This is a genomic window from Gammaproteobacteria bacterium (assembly GCA_015709635.1).
Classification (GTDB): Bacteria; Pseudomonadota; Gammaproteobacteria; order Burkholderiales; family Nitrosomonadaceae; genus Nitrosomonas.
Genome location: CP054180.1, coordinates 3,095,164 through 3,120,789, shown reverse-complemented (window position 1 = coordinate 3,120,789; position 25,626 = coordinate 3,095,164). Strand labels below are relative to the sequence as shown.

At 49.6% G+C, this 25,626-nt stretch carries 21 protein-coding genes, 1 tRNA gene and 1 pseudogene; 5 read left to right on the top strand and 18 right to left on the bottom strand.

Annotated features, from left to right (window positions below):
* Positions 1-65: 65 nt before the first annotated feature.
* The 9 genes from HRU78_14840 to HRU78_14800 all read right to left on the bottom strand — a co-directional run bounded on the left by HRU78_14840 (position 66) and on the right by HRU78_14800 (position 7,269).
* On the bottom strand, positions 66-614 hold the full coding sequence (locus HRU78_14840; protein ID QOJ24756.1) for a phosphatidylglycerophosphatase A: 549 nt from the start codon (positions 612-614) through the stop codon (positions 66-68).
* Positions 595-1,566 (bottom strand): thiamine-phosphate kinase, encoded by a 972-nt coding sequence (thiL, locus tag HRU78_14835; protein QOJ24755.1) that lies wholly within the window; start codon positions 1,564-1,566, stop codon positions 595-597. The genes HRU78_14840 and thiL overlap by 20 nt, the downstream gene beginning before the upstream one ends.
* 12 nt (positions 1,567-1,578) lie before the next feature.
* Positions 1,579-2,079 (bottom strand): transcription antitermination factor NusB, encoded by a 501-nt coding sequence (gene nusB, locus HRU78_14830; protein ID QOJ24754.1) that lies wholly within the window; start codon positions 2,077-2,079, stop codon positions 1,579-1,581.
* Entirely contained in the window at positions 2,076-2,558 is a 483-nt protein-coding gene (locus tag HRU78_14825) for a 6,7-dimethyl-8-ribityllumazine synthase (GenBank protein QOJ24753.1), read from the bottom strand. The genes nusB and HRU78_14825 overlap by 4 nt, the downstream gene beginning before the upstream one ends.
* Before the next feature lie 61 nt (positions 2,559-2,619).
* Complete coding sequence (ribB, locus tag HRU78_14820; protein QOJ24752.1) at positions 2,620-3,720, bottom strand: 3,4-dihydroxy-2-butanone-4-phosphate synthase; 1,101 nt, start codon at positions 3,718-3,720, stop codon at positions 2,620-2,622.
* Between the two features lie 23 nt (positions 3,721-3,743).
* Positions 3,744-4,340, bottom strand: coding sequence for a riboflavin synthase (locus HRU78_14815; protein ID QOJ24751.1), 597 nt, complete (start codon positions 4,338-4,340; stop codon positions 3,744-3,746).
* A 234-nt stretch (positions 4,341-4,574) separates the two neighbouring features.
* Complete coding sequence (locus HRU78_14810; protein QOJ24750.1) at positions 4,575-6,284, bottom strand: hypothetical protein; 1,710 nt, start codon at positions 6,282-6,284, stop codon at positions 4,575-4,577.
* Positions 6,285-6,337: 53 nt separating this feature from the next.
* Positions 6,338-6,610, bottom strand: a complete 273-nt coding sequence (locus tag HRU78_14805) for a DUF4242 domain-containing protein (protein QOJ24749.1) — start codon at positions 6,608-6,610, stop codon at positions 6,338-6,340.
* 62 nt (positions 6,611-6,672) lie between these two features.
* Positions 6,673-7,269, bottom strand: coding sequence for a TetR family transcriptional regulator C-terminal domain-containing protein (locus HRU78_14800; protein QOJ24748.1), 597 nt, complete (start codon positions 7,267-7,269; stop codon positions 6,673-6,675).
* Between the two features lie 168 nt (positions 7,270-7,437).
* Between HRU78_14800 and HRU78_14795 the strand changes: the two genes are divergently transcribed.
* Both HRU78_14795 and HRU78_14790 read left to right on the top strand, forming a co-directional pair.
* Positions 7,438-10,191, top strand: a complete 2,754-nt coding sequence (locus tag HRU78_14795) for an autotransporter-associated beta strand repeat-containing protein (protein QOJ24747.1) — start codon at positions 7,438-7,440, stop codon at positions 10,189-10,191.
* Positions 10,192-10,332: 141 nt separating this feature from the next.
* A pseudogene (locus tag HRU78_14790) lies at positions 10,333-10,716 on the top strand (S1 RNA-binding domain-containing protein).
* Between the two features lie 225 nt (positions 10,717-10,941).
* Here HRU78_14790 and HRU78_14785 read toward each other — a convergent pair.
* Positions 10,942-11,018: transfer RNA gene (locus tag HRU78_14785), tRNA-Arg, on the bottom strand.
* 100 nt (positions 11,019-11,118) lie between these two features.
* The gene (locus HRU78_14780; protein QOJ24746.1) at positions 11,119-12,402 is read right to left on the bottom strand and encodes an HlyC/CorC family transporter; all 1,284 of its coding nucleotides are present in this window, start codon (positions 12,400-12,402) and stop codon (positions 11,119-11,121) included.
* A 312-nt stretch (positions 12,403-12,714) separates the two neighbouring features.
* Between HRU78_14780 and cphA (HRU78_14775) the strand changes: the two genes are divergently transcribed.
* Positions 12,715-15,045 carry a cyanophycin synthetase gene (gene cphA, locus HRU78_14775; protein ID QOJ24745.1) on the top strand — a complete coding sequence of 777 codons (2,331 nt, stop codon included), beginning with the start codon at positions 12,715-12,717 and terminating at the stop codon, positions 15,043-15,045.
* A complete protein-coding gene (cphA, locus tag HRU78_14770) occupies positions 15,042-17,615 on the top strand; it encodes a cyanophycin synthetase (GenBank protein ID QOJ24744.1) in 2,574 nt (857 codons plus the stop codon). The genes cphA (HRU78_14775) and cphA (HRU78_14770) overlap by 4 nt, the downstream gene beginning before the upstream one ends.
* Positions 17,616-17,785: 170 nt before the next feature.
* On the opposite strand, the gene zapD is transcribed toward cphA (HRU78_14770), so the two are convergent.
* From zapD to HRU78_14745, 5 genes are all read right to left on the bottom strand, one after another.
* Positions 17,786-18,541, bottom strand: coding sequence for a cell division protein ZapD (gene zapD / locus HRU78_14765; GenBank protein QOJ24743.1), 756 nt, complete (start codon positions 18,539-18,541; stop codon positions 17,786-17,788).
* Between the two features lie 97 nt (positions 18,542-18,638).
* On the bottom strand, positions 18,639-19,259 hold the full coding sequence (locus tag HRU78_14760; GenBank protein QOJ24742.1) for a dephospho-CoA kinase: 621 nt from the start codon (positions 19,257-19,259) through the stop codon (positions 18,639-18,641).
* A gap of 3 nt (positions 19,260-19,262) precedes the next feature.
* Positions 19,263-20,123, bottom strand: coding sequence for a prepilin peptidase (locus tag HRU78_14755; GenBank protein QOJ24741.1), 861 nt, complete (start codon positions 20,121-20,123; stop codon positions 19,263-19,265).
* 20 nt (positions 20,124-20,143) lie between these two features.
* Entirely contained in the window at positions 20,144-21,367 is a 1,224-nt protein-coding gene (locus tag HRU78_14750; protein ID QOJ24740.1) for a type II secretion system F family protein, read from the bottom strand.
* A gap of 195 nt (positions 21,368-21,562) precedes the next feature.
* Complete coding sequence (locus tag HRU78_14745) at positions 21,563-22,459, bottom strand: SDR family oxidoreductase (GenBank protein ID QOJ24739.1); 897 nt, start codon at positions 22,457-22,459, stop codon at positions 21,563-21,565.
* Between the two features lie 54 nt (positions 22,460-22,513).
* Here HRU78_14745 and HRU78_14740 point away from each other — a divergent pair, with 54 nt between their 5' ends.
* Positions 22,514-23,572, top strand: coding sequence for a CDP-6-deoxy-delta-3,4-glucoseen reductase (locus HRU78_14740; GenBank protein QOJ24738.1), 1,059 nt, complete (start codon positions 22,514-22,516; stop codon positions 23,570-23,572).
* A gap of 5 nt (positions 23,573-23,577) precedes the next feature.
* On the opposite strand, the gene HRU78_14735 is transcribed toward HRU78_14740, so the two are convergent.
* Positions 23,578-24,756, bottom strand: coding sequence for a heme biosynthesis protein HemY (locus HRU78_14735; GenBank protein ID QOJ24737.1), 1,179 nt, complete (start codon positions 24,754-24,756; stop codon positions 23,578-23,580).
* A gap of 84 nt (positions 24,757-24,840) precedes the next feature.
* Positions 24,841-25,626, bottom strand: coding sequence for a uroporphyrinogen-III synthase (locus HRU78_14730; protein ID QOJ24736.1), 786 nt, complete (start codon positions 25,624-25,626; stop codon positions 24,841-24,843).

The window sequence follows — 25,626 nt, the reverse complement described above, 5'->3', positions numbered from 1 at the left end:
GTAGCGAGCGATGGCCGGGCAAAGCGGAATCAAGTGAAAAAGCGCAGCGGTTTTTCAAGATTTTCCTAGAAATAGGTTTCTGATAAAACCCAAGCTTTCCACCCGGCTAAGCAAAGCAGGGTAAAGAAAGCCGCCACCATATCGTCGAACATCACGCCAAACCCGCCGGTCAGGTGGTTATCGTAATACCGGATCGGTTGCGGTTTGGCGATGTCGAAGAAGCGGAACAAAATAAACGCCGCTAATTGCCAAGTCCAATGATCCGGTGTGAAATACAGCACCAGCAGGAATGCCACGGTCTCGTCCCATACCATGCCGCCGTGATCCGGATTTTCCAATGCTTTGCCGCACAGGCCGCAGGCCCAAATGCCGGCGATGAACATGATGTCGATCAGCAAGAGAAAATAAATCGGGCTCAGGTAATGATTGAGCAGCCAGAATAACGGAAAAGCAGCTATGGTACCCATTGTGCCCGGAGCGACGGGACTGAGTCCCACGCCGCCGGAGAACGCAAGGAAAGAAGCCGGATGACTGTAGACAAAATAGATATCCGGCCGGAATTGCGGCGCTGGGGGGCTAGGCAAGTCGTGGGTTTCAGGCAGGGAAGTGGTCATATCCTTTGATATCCAGTGTCATTGCATTTTCTTGTTCGTCTGTCACCGTCAATCCCTTTCCGGCAGAAATTTCACCGATACGGGTCAGCGGGATGGCCAATTCAGCGGCTATATTTTCAATGTCGCGGCGGTTTGCTTGCGCTGTCGTAAAACATAATTCGTAATCGTCGCCGCCGGCCAGCAAACAATCGACGGCAATTGTCCGCCGCCCGTATTTCTTTAATACCGCTGAACAGGGTATGTCTGCTATGTTGATATTAGCAGCTTTTTCCGAGGCGGCGAGAATATGCCCCAAATCCGCCATCAAGCCATCGGAAATATCAATAGCGCTATGCGCCAGGCCGGTCAGACGTTGTCCTAATTTCACTCTGGCTGACGGTGTCAGCAATGACGGCAGGCACTGCGCGATTTCATCGGATGCCAACGTGATCTGTTGCAATTCATGCCGTAACGCCAAAGCGGCATCGCCCAGTTTACCGGAAACCCAGATATCGTCGCCCAATTGTGCGCCACTGCGGCGCAAAGCCTTGCCTGCCGCAACTTCGCCGATAATCTGGATACCGATGTTCAGGGGCCCGGCGGTGGTGTCGCCGCCGATTAATTCGACGTGATACTGATCGGCCAGTGCAAAAAAACCTGCACTGAATTCCGTTAACCAGGTTTTATTTTGGCTTGCCAGTGCTTCCGGCAGTGTCAATGCCAGCAAAGCCCAGCGGGGTTTGGCGCCCATTGCCGCCATGTCGGACAGATTAACCGCCAAGGATTTGTAGCCGAGTTTGTAAGGATCAACATCGGCGAAGAAATGCTTGCCGCTTACCAGCGTGTCTGTCGAGACTGCCAGCTCGGTTCCGGCTGGAACGGTAATGAGTGCCGCATCGTCACCGATTCCAAGTACCGCACCGGTTACAGGCCGACTAAAATAGCGGCGGATAATATCGAATTCCGAGGTCACGCCGGAATGGCCTTACAGGCGATGCTTTACCTGCCTCGGCATTGCCGCTTCAACGGGACGAAGCTGAACCGCCAATTTATCCAGTACACCGTTGACATACTTATAGCCATCGCTGCCGCCGTAGGTTCTGGTCAATTCAATCGCTTCGTTGATGATGGCGCGATAGGGAATTTCCGGGTGATGGATCAATTCAAAAGTGCTTAATAGCAAAACTGCCGATTCCACCGGGCTGAGTTCATTCAAAGCGCGATCCAAATGCGGCTGGATGGTTTTTCCCAATTCTTCCGCATGCTGCAGCACACCTTGCAACACGTGAGCAAAATGCTTGTCGTCGACATGCTTGAATTCATCGGATTCACGCAACTGCTGCTCGATAAAGCTTGCCGTACCGCCGGCCACTTGCCATTGATAAATGCCCTGCAAGGCAAATTCGCGCGCGATGCGGCGGCGGCTTTTGTATTTGTCCGTTTTGTTGCCGGCGGTCGGGTCAGTTTCTGTCACGGCGCTGTTCATAAATCGATTTCATCAATTTTGATATGCAAATTGGCCATTTCCAGCGCAACCTGCGCGGATTCCATACCTTTGGTACTCATTCGGGCAATCGCCTGGTCTTCGTTATCAGTGGTTAATATGCCATTGGCAATGGGAATTTCCGCTTCCAGTTGCACATTCAGTAAGCCGCGCGCGGATTCGTTGGCGACGACTTCGAAGTGATACGTGTCGCCGCGAATTACGGCACCCAGCGCAATCAGGGCGTCGAATTGATCGGACATTGCCATTCTTTTCAACGTCAATGGAATTTCCAGTGCGCCGGGGACTGTCACGATCAGGATATTGGAAACCAGCACGCTGTTTTTTTTCAGTTCTGCGGTGCAGGCGCTGAGCAGTCCTTCACCGATATCGATATTGAAGCGGCTCATGGCAATACCGATGCGTAAATCCGATCCATCCAGGTTCGGCTCAAATTCAAGTATATCGTCATAGTAAGGCATATCTGACTCCTTTCTTTATCTATTAATCAATTGCGTATTTTTTAAGCGGTCAGAATATAAATTATAGCCTGGGTGCTTCCACGTAGCCGGTTACTTCCAAACCAAATCCCGTCACACTGGGCATTTTTCTTGGCGCTGCCATCAGCCGCATTTTACCGACGTTGAGATCCTTCAGTATTTGCGCACCGATACCGTGATCTCGTAAATCCGGTTTGGATGCGCCGGAAAAATGCGTTTCTTTCGATTGTACACGTTCAATCAGTTTTGCCGGACTTTCTTTGCGGTGCAGCAGCACGATGACACCGTGTCCGGTTTCGGCAATCAGTTTCATGGCGTCATGAATGCTCCAGGAGTGTGTATTGTCATGAATATCGAGCAGATCAATGGCTGACAGAGGCTCGTGCACGCGCACCAGGGTTTCGGTGGCGGGATCGATTGTTCCTTTCACCAGTGCCAAGTGAGTGGTATTGGCGATTTCGTCGCGAAAAGCGGCTAGCAGAAACTCGCCATGCGAAGTGCGGATGGTACGTTCCGCCACGCGTGTAACCAGGCTTTCGGTTTGACTGCGGTATTCGATCAAATCCGCGATGGCGCCGATTTTGAGTTGATGCTTTTGGGCAAATGCCATCAAGTCCGGCAAGCGTGCCATGCTGCCATCTTCTTTCAGAATCTCGCAAATCACCGCGGCTGCCGTCAAACCAGCCAGCCGGGCCAGATCACAACCGGCTTCGGTATGGCCGGCGCGTACCAATACACCGCCTTTTTGCGCCATCAGCGGAAAGATATGGCCGGGTTGCACGATATCGTGCGGTTTAGCGTCGGCTTTGACGGCGACTTGTATCGTCCGTGCGCGATCAGCGGCTGAAATGCCGGTCGTGACGCCACTGGCCGCTTCGATGGAAAGGGTGAAATTGGTGCCCAGCGGCGCGCGATTGGCCGACACCATCAGCGGTAAATCCAGCTGGTGGCAGCGTTCTTCGGTTAATGTCAAACAAATCAAGCCACGGCCATGCGTGGCCATGAAGTTGATCGCTTCCGGGGTTACAAAATCGGCGGCGAGAACCAGATCGCCTTCGTTCTCGCGATCTTCTTCATCGATCAGAATGACCATTTTGCCGGTTTTAAGATCGGCAATGATGTCTTGGATAGCGCTGATACTCATATGTCTGATAACTCCGACGAAGCTTAGATGTTCAATAATCTTGCCACATAACGGGCCAGCATATCAGTTTCCAGGTTCACACGCATGCCCGGGGCGAGTTCTTTCAGGTTCGTCATCGCCAAAGTATGCGGGATGAGATTGACAGAAAATGTATTAGCTTCGATCTGATTGATCGTCAGGCTGACACCATTGACGGTAATCGAGCCTTTATGCGTTAAAAACCGCATTATGGATTCCGGTGCCTGAATAACCAATACAAAGCTTTCGCCGGCCGGCTCGAACTTAACCACGGTGCCGATCGCATCCACATGCCCGCTGACCAGATGGCCGCCGAGCCGGTCGGACAAGCGCATGGCTTTTTCCAGATTGACACAAACGTTGGGTTGATCGAGTCCGTTGGTACAGCTCAATGTTTCCCCGGAAACATCGACCGAAAACGCATCATGCGTCAATGCGGTTGCCGTCAGACACACACCATTCACCGCAATGCTGTCGCCAGGCGTGACATCGCTCAGATCCAGTTGTTGCGCGGAAATGGCCAATGACAAACCGCCTTGACCTTTTTCACAGGGCTGGATACTGGCAATGACACCTACGGCTTCTATGATTCCGGTAAACAATTCAAATTTCCAGGTTGCATAATCCGATAAAACGCATAGTTTAACATTACCCGATGTCAAGAATCTGTCCGGATGACAGCTTAGGGAAGCTCTGAAAAAGGTAGCGAGCGATGATCAGGCAAAGCGAAATCAGGTGAAAAAGCGCAATTTACATTGAGTAAATGAGTATTTTGAACCTGATTTCAACGCAGCTTGGGCGAGCACAGTCGTTTTTCAGAGCTTCCTTAGCGTTGATTACCTGGCTTGATACCCAAAACGGGGTGCGGTCAGCGTCACATCGGCGCGTTCCCAGGCTTTTTTGAAGCGTGCTTCGATCAAAGCCGCTTGATCATCCTTTTTTTGTGCGCGCATGGCCTGCATTAAGCCGTAAAGCGCCCAGCCATTATTGCGATTGCGCCGCAGATCTTCCCAAAAAACTGTTTCTGCTTCCTCCGGCCGACCTGATTCCAGCAGGATAGCACCAAGCGATAACCGTGGCGGTTGATGAAATTCGGCCGGTTCGGTATAGATTAAAGCATCTTCCAGCCGAACCGCTTTTTCAAGATACGCAATGGCCTGATCGAATTGCCCTCGTGCGGCAGCGATTTCGCCTGCAAGTACTTCCGGAGCGATGCGAAGCACTGTACTCGAGGTGTTTTTCGACAATAAAGGGTGGTCTAGCCGTGGATCCGCCATGATTTTGCGCAGCGCCGTGAGTTCCTGCTCAGCCTGTTGCAACTGTTTCGTGGCTACCAGCGCGAGGCCGCGCACATAATGCCAGCTGCCGGTCAAGAAGGCATTGGTCGATGGCGGCGGAGCGAGATCAAGGATTTCCTGCCAATGCCCGAACCTCGCCAGTGCCCAATACGGCGTCACGCGGAAAACTGCCGTCAGCGGAATTGCTTTTAGCACGTCATCATCGATTTTCCGGGCGGTTTCTTTTGCCGATTCGATTGCAAGCTTGCTTTGTCCATCCGACGTCGCCGCAAACCAGAGAAAGTGAATATTGTGCGGATAGTAAACCATCGGATATAAACCGTGAGCATGATCTTGCGCGATGTAAGATTCATCCGCCGCAATCGCCATTTGATTGCTTTTGATCGAATCGGCATAGCGGCCGACACGTTGATAAATATGCGACGCCATGTGAATCATATGCCCTGCTTCCGGCATTAACTTGAGCAGCGTGTCAGCCGCTTTTTCTGCGCGCTCCGGCGTAGACGTCGGTTCGATCAGATGAATGTACATATGCAAGGCGCCCGGGTGTTCCGGGTAGCGCCGCAATACGTCTTCTGTCAGCGCAACAATTTCGGCAGTGCCCTCATAGGGCGTGCCGTCCAGCATCCAGTAGCCCCACGGACGCAGATCCATCATCGACTCGACATACAGCATCGCAATGTCCGGATCATCCGGAAAGCGTTGATGCACATCACGCATCGCCGCCGCATAGGCCTTGTCATTCGTTGTTCTGTGCTCGGCTTTGCCCGAGTAACGTTTCTCCAGTGCGTTGATGAGTGCTTGCTCCTTTTCGGAAGCTCGTATCATCAGGAATTTGGCTTGTTGCATGATTTCCAGCGCCTGGGGCTCTTCGTTCGGTTCCATCATGGCGTTAATATTCGGGCCGAGCACCAGCGCTTGCCCCCAATATGCCATCGCAAGCCCGGGATCCAGCCGGGCTGCTTCACGGAATGCTTTGCGCGCTTCGGCATGATTGAATCCATACGCGAGATTGAGTCCTTGATTAATGTATTGCTGTGCTAATGGATTGCTTGTACTGACAGGGAATGCGTGCTTGCCGAGACTCTGTAAACGGGGCGCGTGCGATTCCTTCGAATCAAATTGTTGCACTGCGCCGGATGCCGGAGCATGTGATTGGCTGCTTTTTTTTTCAGCTGTAGCCCATGATGTGACAGAGCTTGCAACGGCCATAATCAAAAAGGGAAAAATAATAACTCGAGGGTGCATATCCGCCTCCGTAAAAAATGTTGATTATCAGGTTAACAAGAAATTTCTCGAGGCTATTCAGCCGTCGCGGGATCAATCACGGATCGAACTTGGGCAACGCGAGTGACTGGGAATCCGCCTTGTTCTGCGTGCGCTCGAATAGCAGCTTCGTCCGGCGCGATATAGAGACAATACACTTTATCGTCGGTTACGTAGCTTTCCAGCCACTGGATACGTGGCCCCATGCTGTTGAGAATGGCGCAAGATTTTTGCGAAATAGCCTGGAGATCTTGGGGTGTGAGCGAGCCTGCGGCAGGAATTTTACGTTCAATAATGTATTTGGGCATGTTTTTCTCCTTTAATTTTCATTAAAAATGACCGGTCGTATTTTTAAATGCCAAAAAAATAATCACCGGACAAAAAAATCATTCAATAAATCGTGACAGCATTGCTTGACCGGCGCGGATGATTTTTCTATTTGCATCCGCAACAGCGCGCCTTGCCATGTGTTGATCAATAAATCAGCCATTTCTGCCGCGCTTTTGTCCGTTCTGACAGATCCTTGTTGCTGCGCCTGGGCCAGACCCGATTGCAATAAATCCCGATAGCGCCCGATTGCCGATTGCAATGATTGCTGACATATGTCGCTGGTGCTGCCAATCTCTCCCATAAGGCTGCCCAGCAAACAACCTCCTTTGAATTTGTTTGCTTCAAGTTCCACAATAAGCTCGGCAAAATAGCGGCGGATGGCGCCCAGCGCATCGGAGCCGGATTGCTGGAGATGCGTGGATAACCGCGCAATGAACGGCTCGATATAATGCTGGATGACCGCCGCACCAAATTCTTCTTTGCTGTTGAAGTAATTGTAAAAAGAACCTTTGGGGACATTGACCGCATCGAGGACCTCCTGTAGGCCGGTACCGTGATAGCCTTGGTTCATGAAAAAAACAATGCCTTGATTCAGCAGACCTTCTCGATTAAATTCTTTTTTACTTGATTTTGACATGCAGGAATAATACGACCGATTGTCTCAAAAATCAAACTAACGTAAAGCAGGCATTTACATTTATAGTATGCTGTTCTTGTAATACTTTAGCGACACAATGATGGTTACACATTACGGAAATCGTGGGTTTGGAACAAACCCTTACACACAAAGAATGAGGAATGAGGAATGAAAATCCCTGAATATTTTAGAAAAGAAATTTCGCCAAAATTTGCACCAGACAGCAAAGAAGAATTACGGTTTATTCCTTTAATTAAATATGAGCGAACCAGTTCTAATTGTGAAGGTAGACGCCGCCGTCCCTTCGCCCGGATCGTCGTTTTCGCCAGCACCATTACCACCCTGGCCCTCGCTCCCTGCGCTCATGCGATCAACGCCTATTGGCTCGGAGGAAGCTCCGACGATTGGGATGGCTTCCACTGGGATGTAGGCGGAAGCGGCCTTGCCACTTCTCTCGTCAACTCGAACGACGAGAGCATCTACGACCTCTATTTTGGCAGTCGTGGCCACAGTGACATCAACGGCATCGTCACGACAACCAACAGCGTCAGTCCGTCGTCGCTGAACTTCTCCCAGCAGAATTGGACGTTGAACGTCGGCGCCATCGCCTCGGGAGCCACCTCCGCGTCGCCCGTGCATCTCAATGTCAACCACACCAGCCCAACGGTGACGATCAATTCCACCTACGGCATTTCCTTCGGAACTCCTCTTTCTTCGTCATACATGGATATGAACGTTGACACCGGATCGGTACTCACCCTCAACGCCAGCGTGTATGGCCGCGGGAGTCTGAACAAGTATGGGGACGGCACGGTCGTCATCAACTCTGGCGGACGCCCCGGGGTCGTCTCTGGCACCAATGTGTTCGGAGGCACGTTGATCACGGACAGCCCGTACAACGATTACAATGTCCGTGCAGGCGCCACGGCGAATTTCAATATTCCGGATTATTATGGTGACTTCACCTACACCGGCAATATCTACGGCGCAGGCAATTTCGTCAAAACGGGCGGCGGAACGCTGACCATGACGACCGACGTCTACTACACCGGCTCCACGACGGTCGAGGGTGGCCGGCTTGTTCTCGCCACCTTCCATAACCCCTACGTCACCAGCGGTTTCACGTTCAATGGCGGCGACCTGGAGCTCAGCACGCGGACGAGCAACATGACCTACGCCAATACGATCCAGGGGAGCCACTCGTTCACTAAGAGCGGGTCGATGAACCTCACCCTCACCGGTAGAGACAACCATGCGGGCGGCGGCGTTTTTGTCACCGGCGGCAACCTGACCGAGAATATCCCGATGGGCGATAGCTACACCCTTAGTAGCGGCGGGTCTCTCACCTTCAACGCGAATGGTGCTGAGGGTGTATACTTTTCAGGCCGGATCACTGGAGCCGGGGCCTTTGTGAAGACCGGCTCCGGAAGTTTCTATCTCACTGGAGACAACACCTACACCGGCGGCACCTCCGTCAATGGTGGCAGCCTCTTCGATTACAATCCTCACGGGGATTATGCTCTTGCTCCCTCAACGACGCTCTACTTCCCCGTCAATGACAACCGGACCTATGCGGGTTCAATTTCGGGTTCAATCATAGGCTCCGGCGACGTTGTGCTGCTCGGCTCGGGCACCCTCACCAGGACAGGGAGTCCGGTTCTTTGGTCTGGCACGACCCACATCTACAACGACGGGCGCCTTATCGATCTCCATCCGCAGGGGAACTACAGGCTCGAAGGGTTCGACGGCGCCAGCGGCAACCTCGAGTTTGCGAACTCAGGCCCCGTCTTTTTCGGCGACCCGAGCTTCCCCTATCCGGGATCGGTCGGGGGCAGCATCTCCGGCCCCGGCAACTTCACGAAGAGCGGAGCCGGAGATCTGATTTTTACTAGAAACATGACCTACGAGGGGCAGACCACGATCAACGGGGGAAACCTCGTCGCCTTAGTGTCCAATGCCCTTCCCACCTCGACCGACCTGACCGTGAATGCGGGCGGCAGCTTTGTGGCGAGTGGTGGCAAATTGCAAACGATCGGCTCGCTTGCCGGCGGCGGCTTGGTGACGTTGAGCGGCAACACGCTGACGATCAACGGCTCGACCAATGCCACCTTCTCCGGCGTGATCTCGGAAACCGCAGGCAGCAGCGTCGTGAAGGGCGGAGCCGGCACGCAGACATTCACCGGAGTGAACACCTACACCGGCGGCACCTTCGTCAATGATGGCCGCCTCATCGATGCCCATCCTCACGGGAGCTACACGCTTTCGAACTTCGGCGAGCTGGAGTTCCCGAACGCAGGCAACATCAGCGGCCTGGCGGTCAGAACGGCCAACAACGTCGTCCTGAACACCTCGGGCGACGTGGTCACAATCGGGAGGGCGCTCACCTATAACGCGGGCCAGATCTACACCAGTGACGGCGGTACGACCGCCTTCACCGGAGGCGTCTACGGCTCAGGTAACTTCACTGGCCACGGCACAGTCAGCTTCACAGGCGCCTACTCGCCCGGGGACGGCAGTTCCCCGGCCGCCAGCGTCACCTTCGAGGGCAATCTGGTGCTCCACTCGACCGACGGGCTGTTGATGGGACTCGGCAGCTTCGCTTCCGATCACATTACCGTCTATGGCGCCGCGAATCTCGGCGGCATCCTCAACATCTCCTGGCTCGCCGGTGACTCAATATCGGTGACACGAGGTGAGAGCTTCGATCTTTTCGACTTCCGCGGCTCCTCGCACGGCATGTTCTCGTCCATCAGCCTGCCCGTCCTGCCTTCCGACCTCCGTTGGGACATATCCACCCTCTACTCCACCGGCGAAATCTCCGTCATGACGGCCGTGCCGGAACCCAACACTCTTGCTACCTTATGCCTCGGCACGGGGATAGTGCTTCTGGTCAACCGGCGGCGGAGACGCACGTCCCGCTAACGGAATTCAGCGGTCCGGACCCGATCCCCAGGCCCCTGGGGACCTTCAAAACCCCGAAACCCCGAAACCCCGCTGAAGCGAACTCGCAGACCCACAGTGCCCGCGAGAGCTGAACACGACGTCGCACGGGCGTGATGATGCATTCGACCGGAACGCTACGCCACCGGGCAATTCGGCTTGCCGACCGTGAAAGACATTCTGCACAAACTGGAAAAACCCGGCCGCGACCCGCGCGCGACGTTCAAAACCGCAACGTTCAAGGAAGGCGTTGAATCGATGAGGGACTTACATCCCGGCATGGTGCTGGAGGGCGTGGTCACCAACGTCGCCGCGTTCGGCGCGTTCGTCGACATCGGCGTGCATCAGGATGGCCTGGTGCATATCGCCGCGCTGGCGGATAAATTCATCAAGGATCCACATACAGTCGTCAAGGTGGGGCAAGTCGTCACCGTCAAGGTCGTTGAAATCGATGAAAAACGCCGGCGAATTGCGTTGACGATGCGGTTGGGCGATAAAATGGGATAAACATCCCAAAAACTTCCTTTTAGAAATAATTAACCTATTTTATATTTAAAGAAGCTCTGAAAAAGGTAGCGAGCGATGGCCAGGCAAGACGAAATCAGGCGAAAAAGCGCAGTTTACGAGTGATAAATGAGCTTTTGAGCCTGATTTCAACGCAGCATGGCTGAGCGTAGTAGTTTTTCAGAGCTTCCTTAACTTATTTGAGCAACGAATTTCCTGATAGATGATTGGCGCGCCCAACACGATTCGAACGTGCGACCCCCGCCTTCGGAGGGCGGTACTCTATCCAGCTGAGCTATGGGCGCTTTGATGAATAAACCTTCAAGTTATAACTGCGGCGCAAGGATAACTGCTTTTATTATTTCCGTCCAACTTGTAGCGCACATAAATATTTCATCCACTCGGCTAGTCGGAATGCTTTACTGCTGTTTCAGCAGCAATGGGGAAGATTTTAACAGTTTTTACAATTCTATTTTTGGTTTGGATCACTTCCATCGGATAGCCGGCAATATTAAGGCTGGTTCCCGCTTCGGGAATATCCTCGAAATATTCGAGGATCAGCCCGTTCAAGGTTTTCGGTCCGTCTAGCGGGAATTGAAAACCAAGCTTGCGGTTTAATTCGCGCAATAAAGTGCTTCCTTCAACAAGGATGCTGCCGTCCTCCTGCTTGCGAAACATACTGGCTTGAGTAGGTGCTTGCGTAGTGAATTCGCCGATGATTTCCTCGATAATGTCGTCCAGTGTGATCAATCCCATCCATTCGCCGTATTCGTCAACGACCAGGCCGATTCTTTTCTGGTTTTCCTGGAATAGCTGCAGTTGCGCAAATAATGATGTTCCGGAAGGAATGAAATAAGGCTCGCGCATGACTTTTTCCAGCGTGGTGGCCGTTATTTTACCTCCTTGCATCTGATTCAATACCTTCCGCACATGCACGATGCCGATGATATTATCCATTCGCTCACGGTAGACCGGTAAGCGGGTATGATGGCAAGTCAACAATTGCGAATGGATGACATCGTCATCCGCATTCAGGTCAATCGCTTCGATCCGGCTGCGTGGTACGATGACGTCGTCAACAGTGATGGTTTCGAGATCAAACAAGTTCAATAGCATGCTTTGATGCTTGTGCTGTATAAAATGCCCGCCTTCCAGCACCAGTGTTTTTAATTCTTCCGTGCTGATTTTTTGTTCGAGCTCACCCTTTTTGGGTTTTAGCCGGAATAGGATCAGCAGTCCGCTGACGAACAAGTTAACGAACCATACAACGGGATAGAAAATAATCAGTAAGGGCGTTAATACATAGCTTGCTGCGAGTGCAATCCGCTCAGGATAAGCGGCGGCAATGACTTTCGGGGTGATTTCACTGAATACCAGAATGGCGAAGGTCACCGCAATTGTTCCCATCAACAGGGCAAAATCGTCATGCTCGAAAAGAGTGGCGACAATAATGGCAACCAAGGTTGCTGATGCTGTGTTCAATAAATTGTTGCCGAGTAGGATGACGCCCAATAACCGGTCGGTATTGTCGAGCAGTTTTATGGTCAGGCGGGCGCCGCGATGACCTTGCTTGGCAAGATGCCGCAACCGATAGCGGTTGATCGCCATCATGCTGGTTTCGGATAGGGAGAAAAAGCCAGATAAAACAAGTAGGAACACCAATGCGATCAGCATGATGTAGAGCGGCATATCTTCCAAGAGTCACCTGTAACGAGTAATGGTAAAAGCATTATATAAACAATCATATATTCTGAGTCCAAGTAAATTTTTGTCAACAGAAAGAGCTGCCGGACTGAGGAGCGTCCATTATTCTATGCGTGAAAATGGATTTCTAGATTAATAAAAACTATATTATGTGATTGGTTTGTAACAATTTATTTGAATTTTTCTGAGAATCATCCGGAAATAACAAAAATGATGTAACTGAAAATTGTTTTGCTTTTTGTAAACCTAATAATGTGAGTAGCGTTAATAGCATCTCTTCTTTCTGATTCGAATTCTATGTCTGACTCCTTAAATTTAGAGTGCAATAGTGTGAAAGATCTTAAATTTATTGAAATAAAGCACTTAAATGGTCCTAACCTATGGACTTATTATCCCGCTCTTGAGGCCACAGTGGATATTGGTGAGCTTGAAGATTTTCCTTCCGATAAGATTTCAGGTTTTTATGAACGGTTATCGGCATGGTTGCCGTCGCTGATCGAGCACCGTTGCAGTTATGAAGAGCGTGGCGGTTTTTTGCGCCGCGTTCAGGAAGGTACTTGGCCGTGCCATATTCTTGAACATGTCACGTTGGAGCTCCAGAATCTGGCGGGTATGCGTGGCGGTTTCGGCCGGGCGCGTGAAACTTCGGTGCGTGGTGTTTACAAAGTGGCATTAAGTGCATGGCATGCGGAAATCACCACAGCGGCTTTGCATTCTGCGCGTGAATTGGTGCTTGCCGCAATGAATTTTCAGCAGTCCGATGACCCATCTTTTGATGTCGATGGCGCTATCCGGCATCTGCGCGATTTAGTCGACTCGCTTTGGCTTGGACCTTCCACAGCTTGTATTGTGGATGCCGCTATTGCGCGCAATATTCCGGCTACCCGTCTGATTGCAAAAGGGAATCTTGTGCAGTTGGGCTACGGTGCGCGTTGCCGTCACATTTGGACTGCTGAGACCGATCGTACTCCGGCCGTTGCCGAAAGCATTTCACGCGATAAGGACTTGACAAAATCATTGCTGCAATCTTGCGGTATTCCTGTTCCGGAAGGGTGTATTGTCGAAAGTGCCGAAGCCGCATGGGAAGCGGCGAATGATCTCGGCATGCCGGTTGTTGTCAAGCCATACGATGGTAATCATGGCCGTGGCGTTTTTATTGAGCTGAGCCAGCGCGAAGAAATCGAGTCGGCTTATCATGTGGCATTAAAAGAAGGCAGCGGTGTATTGGTGGAACGTTATATTCCAGGTACTGAACATCGCCTGCTGGTTGTCGGCGACCGTCTTATAGCCGCCACACGGGGTGATTCGGTATCCGTTAATGGAGACGGCGTTTCAACTATTGCCGAGTTGATCGAATTGCAAATTAATTCCGATCCCCGGCGTGGGCCGACGGAAGATCATCCGCTCAATCTGATCCGTTTGGATAGCGCAGCGCAAATAGAAATTGCGCGCCAAGGCTATCATCGCGATTCCATCGTGCCGGCCGGTATCAAAGTTTTGATTCAGCGTAATGGAAATCATGCATTCGATGTGACGGATCAAGTTCATCCGGGTACCGCATCTATTGCATCACTTGCGGCGCGTGTCATCGGTTTGGATATTGCCGGTATTGATCTGGTTACCAGCGATATTTCACGTCCACTAAATGAACAAGGCGGCGCTATTGTTGAAGTGAACGCGGGCCCGAGTTTGTTAATGCATATCAAGCCGGCAATTGGTACACCACGGCCTGTTGGAAAAGCAATCGTAGATCACTTATTCCCAAATCAAGAGAATGGCCGCATCCCTATTGTCGGAATTTCCGGAAGCTATGGTAAAACGTCGGTTGCTTACCTTGTTGCCCGATTGCTGATTCTCTCCGGTAGACAAACGGGTTTGGCATGCAGCGACGGACTCTATCTGGATTACAGGAAAATTGACAAAAACAATAGCGCTAATTGGGCGGCGGCAAATCGCACGTTGATGAATCCGACCGTTGAGGCTGCTGTTTTTGAAAATGGTTTTGAGACGCTATTAAATGAAGGGTTGGCCTATGATAGCTGTCAGGTCGGCGTCATTACAAATGCTGACCCCGCTTATCATTTCGGACGGCATGGAATTGAAACCCGGAAGCAGGTTTATACTGTGTTGCGCACGCAGGCCGATGTTGTAACGCCTACTGCTGCAGCCGTTGACGATGTGGAAAAAGGCGTGAAGCTGCCGATCGGCGCCGCCGTGCTTAATGCAAAAGATGAAATGCTGGTTGAGATATCCGAATTGTGTCATGGCGAAGTCATCTTCTTCAGTAGCGAGCCGGATTTACCGGTGATCATCCAACATCGTGCGAATGGAACCGGTCCTACGCAAGGAAAACGGGCTGTGATAGTGCGGAATGACAAGATTGTACTTGTTTCCGGTTCAAGTGAGGCATTACTGATCGATGTAGGTGCACTATCTTCGGAAGGCGGAGCGAAAAGCACACAAGCTATAGAAAATATATTGGCAGCAGTGGCAGCTGCTTGGGCATTAGGTATTGAACCTGATCTTATACGTGTTGGCATTGAAACATTCGGTTTTAGTCAAGAAAAATTCAAATCTGAAAATCAGAATCTTCCCACCGGATTACAAACTCAAGGGATTAAGTTATGAAAGTATTACGCATGCGCGCTTTGCGCGGACCTAATTTATGGAGTCAGCATACCTCTATTGAAGCAACTATCTTCTGTAGTGGATCCGAAAACAATATTGATACTATTGCCGGTTTTGAAGCGCGCTTACGTGAGCGTTTTCCTGAGATTTCTTTACTTCAGACCGCCGGTCATCATGAAGCTGTCACGATAGCTCATGTACTTGAATTTGCCACACTAGGGCTGCAAGTACAAGCAGGTTGCCCGGTAACATTCAGCCGAACCGTACATACTCCGGAAGCAGACACCTATCGCGTCATCGTGGGGTATAGTGAAGAGAAAGTGGGTTTGCTGGCTTTCGAACTGGCGCAGGTTTTATGTGCCTCGGCTATCGAGGATACTGCTTTTGATTTAACAGACGCTCTGCATCGCTTGCGAGAACTCAATGAAGATATCCGCCTGGGGCCGAGCACGGGTTCTATTGTCCAGGCAGCAGTTGCGCGCGATATTCCATTCCGCCGCTTAACGGAAGGCAGTCTGGTGCAATTTGGCTGGGGTAGTAAACAACGCCGTATTCAAGCTTCCGAAAGTGATAGGACCAGCGCTGTCGCTGAATCAATTGTACAGGACAAAGAATTAACGAAAACTCTGTTGCATGCGGCTGGCATACCGGTACCGCTAGGCCGGGAGGTAACGGATGCGGACGATGCGTGGGCGGCAGCTTGCGAGATAGGTGCTCCTGTCGTGATAAAACCGCAAGACAGTAATCAGGGTAAAGGTGTGACGGTTAATCTTGTCACCGCCGAACAGGTAAAAGCGGCTTTTATGATCGCAGCTGAAATCAGCGATAATGTTTTGGTAGAGCGCTATATTCCCGGGCATGATTACCGCCTGCTGGTTGTCGGTAATAAGCTGGTTGCCGCTGCACGGCGCGACCCTCCGCAAGTTACCGGCGATGGCGTGCATAGCATTTTTGAGTTAGTGGAGCAAATCAATCGTGATCCGATGCGTGGCGAAGGACATGTTTCTTCGTTAACAAAAATCCATCTGGATGAGATTTCTCTGGCGCACTTAGCGGCGCAGGGATTGACGGCCGAATCCGTACCCGTGAAAGGAATGCGCGTCGTATTACGTAAAAATGCCAATTTATCAACGGGAGGCACGGCGACGGATGTAACCGACGATGTCCATCCTGAGTTGGCGGCGCGTGCGATTGCTGCTGCAAAAGTGGTAGGGCTGGATATCTGCGGTATCGATGTGGTATGCGATAATGTTATGAATTCATTGGAAGATCAGGGTGGTGGTGTTATAGAAGTTAATGCGGCGCCTGGTTTACGCATGCATTTGCAACCTTCGTATGGTAAAGGGCGTGCTGTGGGGGAAGCCATTATTGATTACATGTTCCCTTATGGCGAAGATGCGCGTATTCCAGTGATTGCTGTTACTGGCACCAACGGTAAAACAACGACAACACGCCTGATTGCTAACGTTTTGCAAAAGGACCGTAAGCGTGTTGGCGTCACTTGTACAGATGGTGTTTATATTGACGGGCAGTGCATTGATACCGGCGATTGCAGTGGTCCGAAGAGTGCGAGAAATGTGTTGTTTCATCCGGATGTCGATGCCGCTGTTTTAGAAACGGCGCGCGGGGGGTTGCTACGCGAAGGTTTGGGATTCGATCGTTGCCAAGTAGCCGTCGTGACCAATATCGGTATGGGCGATCATCTAGGTATGGCCTATATCAATACAGCTGAAGAGTTAGCGGTGGTGAAGCGGGTTGTTGTGCAAAATGTGATGCCGGGTACTGGTTTTGCAGTACTCAATGCGGCCGATCCGCTCGTTGCCAGTATGGCCGATCATTGCCCCGGTTCGGTTATATTCTTTGCGCACGACAAACATCATCCTGTGCTGGCCATGCACCGTGCGCAGCATAAGCGTGTCATTTATGTGGAAAGTGGTTGTATCGTCGTTGCAGGTGAGGTTGGCGAATACCGCATGCCACTCAGCGAGATCCCCTTGACCAAAAACGGCAGCATCAATTTTCAAATAGAAAATGTGATGGCCGCCATTGGTGCCGGCTGGGCACTGGGGCTGGAATGGAAGGTTATTCATGCCGGCGTAGCCGGTTTTGTAAGCGATACACAGACGGCACCGGGGCGTTTTAATCTGTTCAATTATCGCAACGCTACTCTGATTGCAGATTACGGTCACAATCCCGATGCGATTCAGGCACTGGTAAGTGCTATTGATAATATTCCATCAAAGAAACGCTCGGTGGTTATTAGTGCAGCGGGCGATCGGCGTGATGAGGATATTCGCCAGCAGACAAGAATCCTGGGTGATGCGTTTGACGAAGTGGTGCTGTATCAAGATCAATGCCAGCGTGGACGTGCCGATGGAGAGGTATTGACTTTATTGCGCGAAGGTTTGGGTAATGCCAAACGTACGCAAAAGATAAGTGAAATAGTCGGAGAATCTATCGCAATTGATGCAGCGCTATCCAATTTGCAGGATGGTGAATTGTGCCTTATTTTGGTTGATCAGGTTGAGAAGTCACTTGGGCAGATCAATAACCGTATCGCATTAGGGTAATTCGCATCCGGCTAATCAAGTTTAATATGAGTGCTACTGAATTTAATGTCAGTGTTTAAATGGTAGCGCTCATAGTGCTGTCCTTCGATTACACAGTTCTTGTGAAAGTCCACAGGTATTTCCTGCATCACAGAATCCGGTTTGTATGATCATTACAATCTCTTGTAATGCTATAGATTACAGAAAGTAAGTTCAAATTTAACGTCACCTTCATAAACCTTATTTTTTTGACCGGCGTGCATCGGGATAAAACGGATATTGAGCGCGTATTTGTTGGCACTGATCTCTGGAATACAGGGTAATTGATCGCTTAAGTTAAGTCTCAACATATGCGCCGTATATTCCGATCCCGTCTGTTGGAAAACGCCCTGATTTGCGACAACCTGCAGGGTTCTGCCGCTTTTCCTCAATAAGTACAGCACAATACCAAAAGCATTGCGGATGGGTTGAAATGGCGTTAGCCATTCGTCGAAGTCTTTGTGGCGATGAGCGGGATCCAGATTCAACCAATAGTGATACGATGGCAAATCGAACACACAACAACCGCCCGGTATCGCGATGCGTTGTTTGATCGCCATTAACCATTCATTCTCACGTAAGTGCTCGCCGACTTTTCCTGGAAAATCCAGCATTTCCCGGAAGGTAATTTTTATGTCGTTGAGCACACTATCAAGCACTGTTTCCGATACATCCGGATTTTTCCGCAGCATCTCAAGGATTTGCTTTTGTCGCTCAAGCTCTTGCAGTAAATCTGATTTAATATCCGCGCGACTGGTAATTTCAAGAACTTCAAATAACGCAACGAGGGAAGCATGATGTTCAGTGGCAGTATCTTTTGTAGAAAAGAAATCAATTTTATTGAATAAATCCTCGAGTCGAAGAAGGGTGCGGATACGCTCATTTAGCGGGTGTTCGTAACAAATCACAATAGCTGTACATCCACAGGAGAAATTAGAGATATTAGAATTCTGCCATCTAGATTATTTCACAAAAGATTTAATTTTCCCAAACAATTTCTTCCTGCTAATTTACGGTCTGGTTTCCGTCCTTGGAAAATACCAGATACCGGTGATGTAACTGGATGACTTGCACTTTCAGAAAATCAATATCCCGATTATTAATAATCACGTCATCAGCTTTTTGTAAGCGATCTTTGCGTGAAATCTGCTGTGCCATTATGGCTTTTACCTCTTGCTCTGATAATTGACTGCGCGCCATGGTACGTGAAATTTGGGTCTGTTCCTCACAATCAATGACCAGAATGCGTTGAACGATAGGATCGTAATCGTTTGTTTCAAGCAATAATGGAACCGCGATTATGGTATAGGGAGAACGGCTTTGTTCGATTTGCGCTATGGCTTCTTGCAGTATTAACGGATGGAGAATTTCTTCCAGTTTATGTCGCGCACAGCTATCCGAGAAAACCAGATTGCGCATTTTTTCTCTGTCCAGAGAGCCGTCCGTTGTTAGAAAAGCATTCCCGAATGAATCTTTGATCGAATTGATAGCTTGACCGTGCGGCTGGGTTAATTGCCGGGCAATGACATCGGTATCCACAACATCAATGCCTAATTCCGAAAACAACCGGCTAGCACACGATTTGCCGCAGCCGATTCCGCCGGTAAGACCAACAATGAAAGTCATGGATTAAAATAAACCAAGATAAGTATCAGCCAGTTGTTTTCCCCAGAAGAGGGCGATAAGCGCACCGCCCACCAGATAAGGGCCGAATGGAATGGGAATATTCCTGTTCAATTTGGCAGTAAGAATCAAACCGATACCGACAAGTGCGCCTACCAGAGATGAGAAAAGGATAACGATAGGGAGCATGCTCCAGCCCAACCATGCCCCAATGGCGGCTAACAGTTTAAAATCGCCATATCCCATGCCTTCCTTGCCGGTTGTGAGTTTAAAGCACCAGTAAATTGACCACAAGGACAGATAACCTGCAACCGCGCCGATTACTGCGGATTGGATATCGGTGAAACCATGATTGGTATTGACCAGCAGACCGATCCAGAGTAACGGCAGCGTTATATCATCCGGCAATAATTGCGTATTCAGATCAATGACAGCTAAAGCAATGAGCGCCCACACAAGGATTAATGCTGCAATCGCCACAAAACCGTAACCATAATGCCAGGCGACAAAACCGCTCATCAGCGCTGTGATGACTTCTACGATAGGATAACGCGGAGAAATGTGCGTATGGCAATGGGAGCATCGTCCTCGAAGCATGAGATAGCTAATGATTGGAATATTCTCCCATGCGGTTATTTTGTGCCCGCACTGGACACACGCTGAACGCGGTGTGAAAAGATTAAATGTTGGCGATACCTCGGTTTCTTTACCTTGAAGCTCCGCGCATTGTTGTAACCAACTCCTTTTCATCATTTCGGGGAGCCGGTAAATCACGACATTGAGGAAACTGCCGATCATTAAACCGAGTATGGTCGTACAGGATGCGAAGAGAGCGGGTGAATCTTGCAGTATGGATAGGAATGACATGATTCTTGAGGAAAGTATGTTTAACTAACAACCATACCCATTTTGAAGATAGGTAAGTACATTGCAATGACCATACCGCCGATGAGCGTGCCCAGTACGACCATGATGATCGGCTCCATCAGACTTGAAAGCGCGGCTACCGCATCATCCACTTCCGCTTCATAAAAGTCGGCAATTTTACTGAGCATGGAATCAAGCGATCCGGCTTCCTCACCGATGGCAACCATTTGGATCACCATATTCGGAAAAACATTGGCACCGGCCATGGAAGACGTCAAGCTATTACCGGTACTGACTTCAAGTTGTATATTCTTGGTAGCTTCGTAATAAATAAAATTTCCGGCAGCCCCGGCGACGGAATCCAACGCCTCCACCAGAGGAACGCCTGCCGCGAACATCGTCGAAAGTGTGCGGGACCAGCGTGCAATGGTGGCTTTGCGGATAACTTCACCGAAAATCGGCAGCTTAAGCGCAAAGCGGTCCATGACACGCTGCATGGGAACCGAGCGTTTCCAGGTATACAAAAAAGCATAGATTCCACCGCCCAGAACACCCAGAATCGCCCACCAGTAAGCCACAAAAAAATCCGATAACTTCATGACCAGAAGCGTCGGAGCAGGCAATTCGGCACCGAATCCTTCAAATAGATCTTTAAAAGCCGGGACAACGAAAATCATAATTACCGCGGTAATGATGAATGCCACCACAATAATCGAAATGGGATAGAACAGCGCGGACTTGATTTTTCCTTTAATAGCTTGGATCTTTTCTTTGTAAGTAGCCAAGCGATCCAAAATGCTGTCCAGGATACCGGCCGCTTCCCCGGCACCAACAAGGTTGCAATAAAGCGAATCAAAATAAAGCGGATACTTGCGAAATGCATCTGTCAGATTGCTGCCTGTTTCCACGTCGGTTTTGATGTCCATCAATAATTTACTCAAAGCGCGATTGTTGTGTCCCCTTCCAACGATATCAAAAGCTTGTAATAACGGCACACCGGATTTCATCATGGTCGCGAGTTGGCGGGTAAACAAGGTCACATCTTTGTCGGTTATTTTGCCACCGGATTCGGTTTTCTTAATTTTTGTGACTTTGATGCCCTGGCGGCGTAATGCGGAAGTTACAACAACTGTCCCGGCAGCACGCATTTCACCCTTCAGTTGTTTGCCGGTTTTATCCTTTCCTTCCCATGAGTAATTGATTTCTTTTATTTTCTTTTCAGCATGCGCTGTAACAGTTGCCATAGCTAACTCCTAAGAACAAGGGTACCCGTGAAAATTTATACGCTAGAAATACTGCAGAGGCTTAAATTCCGCCGCGATTCTTGGCTACAAAACCCAAGTGATTGTTTAAGATTGTGCGCAATAAACGGCACAGTTTTGTATATTCTTAGTGTTAATTGGAGAAATTAAAATAGTGCGGCGCACAATCGCACGACTTTACGGATTGTCGGCTTGAGCTGCTGCAACGCCTTCATGTACTGTCGGGTATAATAATTTGACGCGTAATTCTTTTTTCATTCGCAGGTTTCTGAGTTGCCTGGATTCTTTCATGAAAGACAACATACCCGGAGATATTTGTTCGTAAGCTTGACTGCGGGAAATGCGGGGAGGATGCGGCAAGCCGAAATGATCAGCGACCAAGTCGAAATATTCTCCCATTTTGAGGTGAGAGTCATCACAAGTATGATAAATCCTGTTTGGTTTTGCGTGGTGTATGGCGGCAAAAATGATGCGTGCAAGATCATCGGCATGAATATGATTGGTATAACTGTCTTCGCTGTTCAATAGGGCCGGATGACCTTCACGTAAGCGCTTGAGCGGTAGTCTGTCCGCAGCATAAATTCCGGGTACTCGCAAAATAGCAGTGGGAACATGATTTCGTTTGCCCCAGCTTCGTATCTGTTTTTCAGCATCTATGCGCCGGATTGCCCGGTCATTTTCAGGATTGACAGGATGACTTTCATCAATGGATGCGCCATGACAATTACCATAAACTCCGCTGGTACTGATATAGACAAATCGTTGTGGTAGAATCAGCGCTCGATTTTTAGTCCGTTTGGTGAGCGCGGACAGTAGATGCGCGGTTCGATTATCGTGTAATCCGTGGTTGGGCGGAGGAGCCAGGTGCAGTATCAATTGCGCGATTCCAGCGAGCTTCTCAAGGCTCTTCGGAGAATCTAAATTTCCGTAAATTGGAATGACTCCATGTGATCGCAAATGATCGGAGCTATCTAAATTACGATGCAGGCCGAGAATCCGGTAGTGTGCCTGCAATAGTGGCGCTGTTCTTAGCGCAACATCACCGCAGCCGATAATTAATACTGTTTTCTTCATGTAAGATAAGTTATTTACTTTTAATTATTATATTTTCTATTTGCTTGCTACCCGATGTCGCATCAAATCATCATTCAGCCCAGCGGACATGCTTTCCGGGCAGAACCTGGAGAAACAATTCTTGAGGCAGCTTTACGCGAAGGATACTCATTGCCCTACGGTTGCCGCAATGGTTCCTGCGGTATTTGCAAAGGAAAAATCATCCAGGGGGAAGTCGCTTATGGCAGTTATAGTGAAGAAACCTTGACTGAGGAAGAAAAACGAGCCGGTTATGCATTGTTTTGTTGTGCTTCTCCTCTGACTGATGTCGTGATCGAATGTCATGAAATTGGCGCAACCAAGGATATTGAAATTAAAACCCTACCCTGCCGTGTGCAAAGCCTCGAGCTTGTCGCTCCGGATGTCATGATTATTTCTCTCAAGCTTCCCGCCAATCAGCGATTGCAGTTCTTGGCGGGACAGTATATCGATATTTTGCTCAAAGATGGTAAACGCCGGAGTTTCTCCTTGGCAAACGCGCCTCATGATGATGATTTGCTGCAACTGCATGTGCGGAATTATCCGGGCGGAGCATTCACGGAGCATGTGTTCGCGCAGATGAAGGTCAAGGATATGTTGCGTTTTACCGGGCCACTGGGTTCATTCTTTTTACGCGATGCACCGGATGATACTGCTGTCATCTTCCTGGCAAGCGGAACAGGATTCGCACCCATCAAAAGTATTCTCGAGCATATTTTTTATCAAGCGAACATCCGGAACGAGAAAAGGAAAATAGCGCTTTATTGGGGGGCTCGTACTAAAGCTGATTTATATCTGATGGATTTGGCGGAAAGCTGGCAACAGCTGCATGACAATTTCACTTTTATACCCGTGCTTTCGGAACCGTTAGCATCCGACAACTGGCAAGGGAGGATGGGGTTGGTGCATGAAGCCGTTATGCAAGATCATCAAAGTCTCGAAAAATATCAAGTCTATGCGTGCGGTGTTCCGGCGATGGTAAAAGCCGCTTATCACGACTTTACCAGTTATCGCCATTTGCCCAAGGATGCTTTTTTCTCCGATGTATTTACACCTTCTGCCAGTAATCCTTCACCCCTCACCCAGAAATCTTAGCTATCTCAATTGAGAAGCTGTTTCAGTGTCAATTGCAACCCTTTATTGTAGTGATCCATTGCTAATTCATGTTTGCCTAATTTCTCATGTAATTGCGCTAATGCAAAATGCGCTTTATATCCAGGCTGAACCGATAAGCTCGCCTCTAAGTAATTTTGCGCTTTGCCCCAAAGCTCACAATATGTGCAAAGTTTACCCAAGGTCAATAACAATAACGCGTTATTCGGTTGTGCTCTGAGCCAAACCTCAGCGCATTCGATTTGTCTGCTGACGTGATAATCCAGACATTCCGAATAAAGTTCGATTAATTCGTTATCCCATGTCATGGGTACGGCCGACTCGATAATCTTGTTGGCCATATTACAGTTACCCAAGGAGATATAAGCGCGTGCAGCGGCAGCGGAAATCTTGCTATCCATTTTGTCCAGCGGTGGTATGTGTTGCCAATACTGGTTCAAGGATTGCAAATCAGTGGCTTTGCTTCTGATATTTTTTATTTGCGCATCGTGTCTTAGTTTTTTGATCAGCGCTTTATTGACCGATTGGCGTTTCGACAATATGTTGATCAATTCAAGAACCGCATCCCAATTACCTGCTTGCTGCTGCGCTTCCAACTCTAATTGCAGCACGGCGATTGATTGCAGGCCACCTTCTGAATACAACGAATGCAATATTTTGAGCGCTTCTTCATGATTCTCATTTTTCAATAAGAACTCGGTTTTTGCGGCCAAGCACAGCGATTTTTCATCCGGTGCTTCAGCAAGCGCGGTATTGATATATTGATCGCGCGCCGCAACTTCATCGAGCATTTGCGCCGAACGCGCTGCAATGACGGCGCTGATTGCTTTGGCTGTCGATGAATCAGCTAACTTAAGCGCAACCGCCGTATTCTTTTGTGATTTGACATAGTCGCCTTCAAGGTACGCTTTCAATCCGGATAAGAGCATTTCATCCGTCTTTTTATGACGATGCCGTTCACTGAAACCAAAAATGCCGAAGATAAACCGGACCAGAATATAGAAAATGAAAAAGGCTACGGCTGTGCCAATGATGAATTGATCTAAGGGTAACTCCAATTGGTAGGGCGGCATCTCTATCAGAGCGCGCCCCGTTGTGTTTTTAGCAGCCAGTGTGACAGCTACCGCAGCAGCGAATAGTGCCAATAGCCAAAGTATCAGTTTCATATATTCTCCTTCATTGCAGTAGAGACGGTCATTGTTAATATTGAACCGCAGATTGTAAATTACATGAACATCCGGTTGGTTGTATTATTCTCCGGTTGACTGAAAGTATGTTTGCAAGCCTTTCAGCAAGCCTTCATCACCTGTAAAAGGCGCTTTTATAATTTTCTCCAGTTCTAATTCTTTAGCGGTTTGGACAATTCGTTCGTGAACTGTAAAAACCGGGGTTAATTTCAGCAATTGTTGGCCATGCATGCCTATTATGTCAAATAAATTATGCAGTCCTTCGCTGCTGGTGATGATCACTGCGTGTATATTGCCGTGTGACCAATCGGCCAGTAGCGGTACCGTGTCCAGATCGGGTTTGCGGCGCTGATAGCATTCGGCATATTCGACGTGTGCGCCGCGTCGCCTGAGTGTGTCGCCCAGTAATGGCCTGCCGCCATTGCCGCGGAAGATCACGACCCGTTGATCGGTCATGTGTTGCAACGCTGCTTGCTCGAGTAACGCTTCACTATCGGAATTACCATCCGGAATAAGCACATTATCGATGCCGTATTGCTTTAAGGTATTCGCGCTACCTTTACCGACGGTGGCAATCTTCAGATGTGCAGGCCATGCACGCTGCTGGATGATCAACGGCATGCTTTTGTTGACGGCGTTCGGGCTGACAAAAATCGCCCAGTCGAATTCGTCCAGGCGATTGATGATATTGTTTAATGGCGCTAAGTCGGGAACATCCGCAATTTCCAGCACAGGAAGCAAAATCGGATTGCCGCCCAGAGCGCGGATTTGTTCCGCGAGAAATGCGGATTGATGCGCCGGACGGGTAACCAGTACGTTAAGGCCGGCGAGTTGTGTGCTGGCAGGCAA

Coding starts and splice junctions, on each gene's coding strand:
- HRU78_14755 (QOJ24741.1), bottom strand. CDS start 20,123: ATGTCATTCCTATCCATACTGCAAGATTCACCCGCTCTCTTCGCATCC.
- HRU78_14825 (QOJ24753.1), bottom strand. CDS start 2,558: ATGCCTTACTATGACGATATACTTGAATTTGAGCCGAACCTGGATGGA.
- HRU78_14740 (QOJ24738.1), top strand. CDS start 22,514: ATGTCGCATCAAATCATCATTCAGCCCAGCGGACATGCTTTCCGGGCA.
- cphA (QOJ24744.1), top strand. CDS start 15,042: ATGAAAGTATTACGCATGCGCGCTTTGCGCGGACCTAATTTATGGAGT.
- ribB (QOJ24752.1), bottom strand. CDS start 3,720: ATGAGTATCAGCGCTATCCAAGACATCATTGCCGATCTTAAAACCGGC.
- HRU78_14840 (QOJ24756.1), bottom strand. CDS start 614: ATGACCACTTCCCTGCCTGAAACCCACGACTTGCCTAGCCCCCCAGCG.
- HRU78_14760 (QOJ24742.1), bottom strand. CDS start 19,259: ATGACTTTCATTGTTGGTCTTACCGGCGGAATCGGCTGCGGCAAATCG.
- HRU78_14805 (QOJ24749.1), bottom strand. CDS start 6,610: ATGCCCAAATACATTATTGAACGTAAAATTCCTGCCGCAGGCTCGCTC.
- HRU78_14780 (QOJ24746.1), bottom strand. CDS start 12,402: ATGCCGCTCTACATCATGCTGATCGCATTGGTGTTCCTACTTGTTTTA.
- HRU78_14795 (QOJ24747.1), top strand. CDS start 7,438: ATGAAAATCCCTGAATATTTTAGAAAAGAAATTTCGCCAAAATTTGCA.
- HRU78_14735 (QOJ24737.1), bottom strand. CDS start 24,756: ATGAAACTGATACTTTGGCTATTGGCACTATTCGCTGCTGCGGTAGCT.
- HRU78_14810 (QOJ24750.1), bottom strand. CDS start 6,284: ATGCACCCTCGAGTTATTATTTTTCCCTTTTTGATTATGGCCGTTGCA.
- nusB (QOJ24754.1), bottom strand. CDS start 2,079: ATGAACAGCGCCGTGACAGAAACTGACCCGACCGCCGGCAACAAAACG.
- cphA (QOJ24745.1), top strand. CDS start 12,715: ATGTCTGACTCCTTAAATTTAGAGTGCAATAGTGTGAAAGATCTTAAA.
- HRU78_14745 (QOJ24739.1), bottom strand. CDS start 22,459: ATGAAGAAAACAGTATTAATTATCGGCTGCGGTGATGTTGCGCTAAGA.
- HRU78_14800 (QOJ24748.1), bottom strand. CDS start 7,269: ATGTCAAAATCAAGTAAAAAAGAATTTAATCGAGAAGGTCTGCTGAAT.
- HRU78_14750 (QOJ24740.1), bottom strand. CDS start 21,367: ATGGCAACTGTTACAGCGCATGCTGAAAAGAAAATAAAAGAAATCAAT.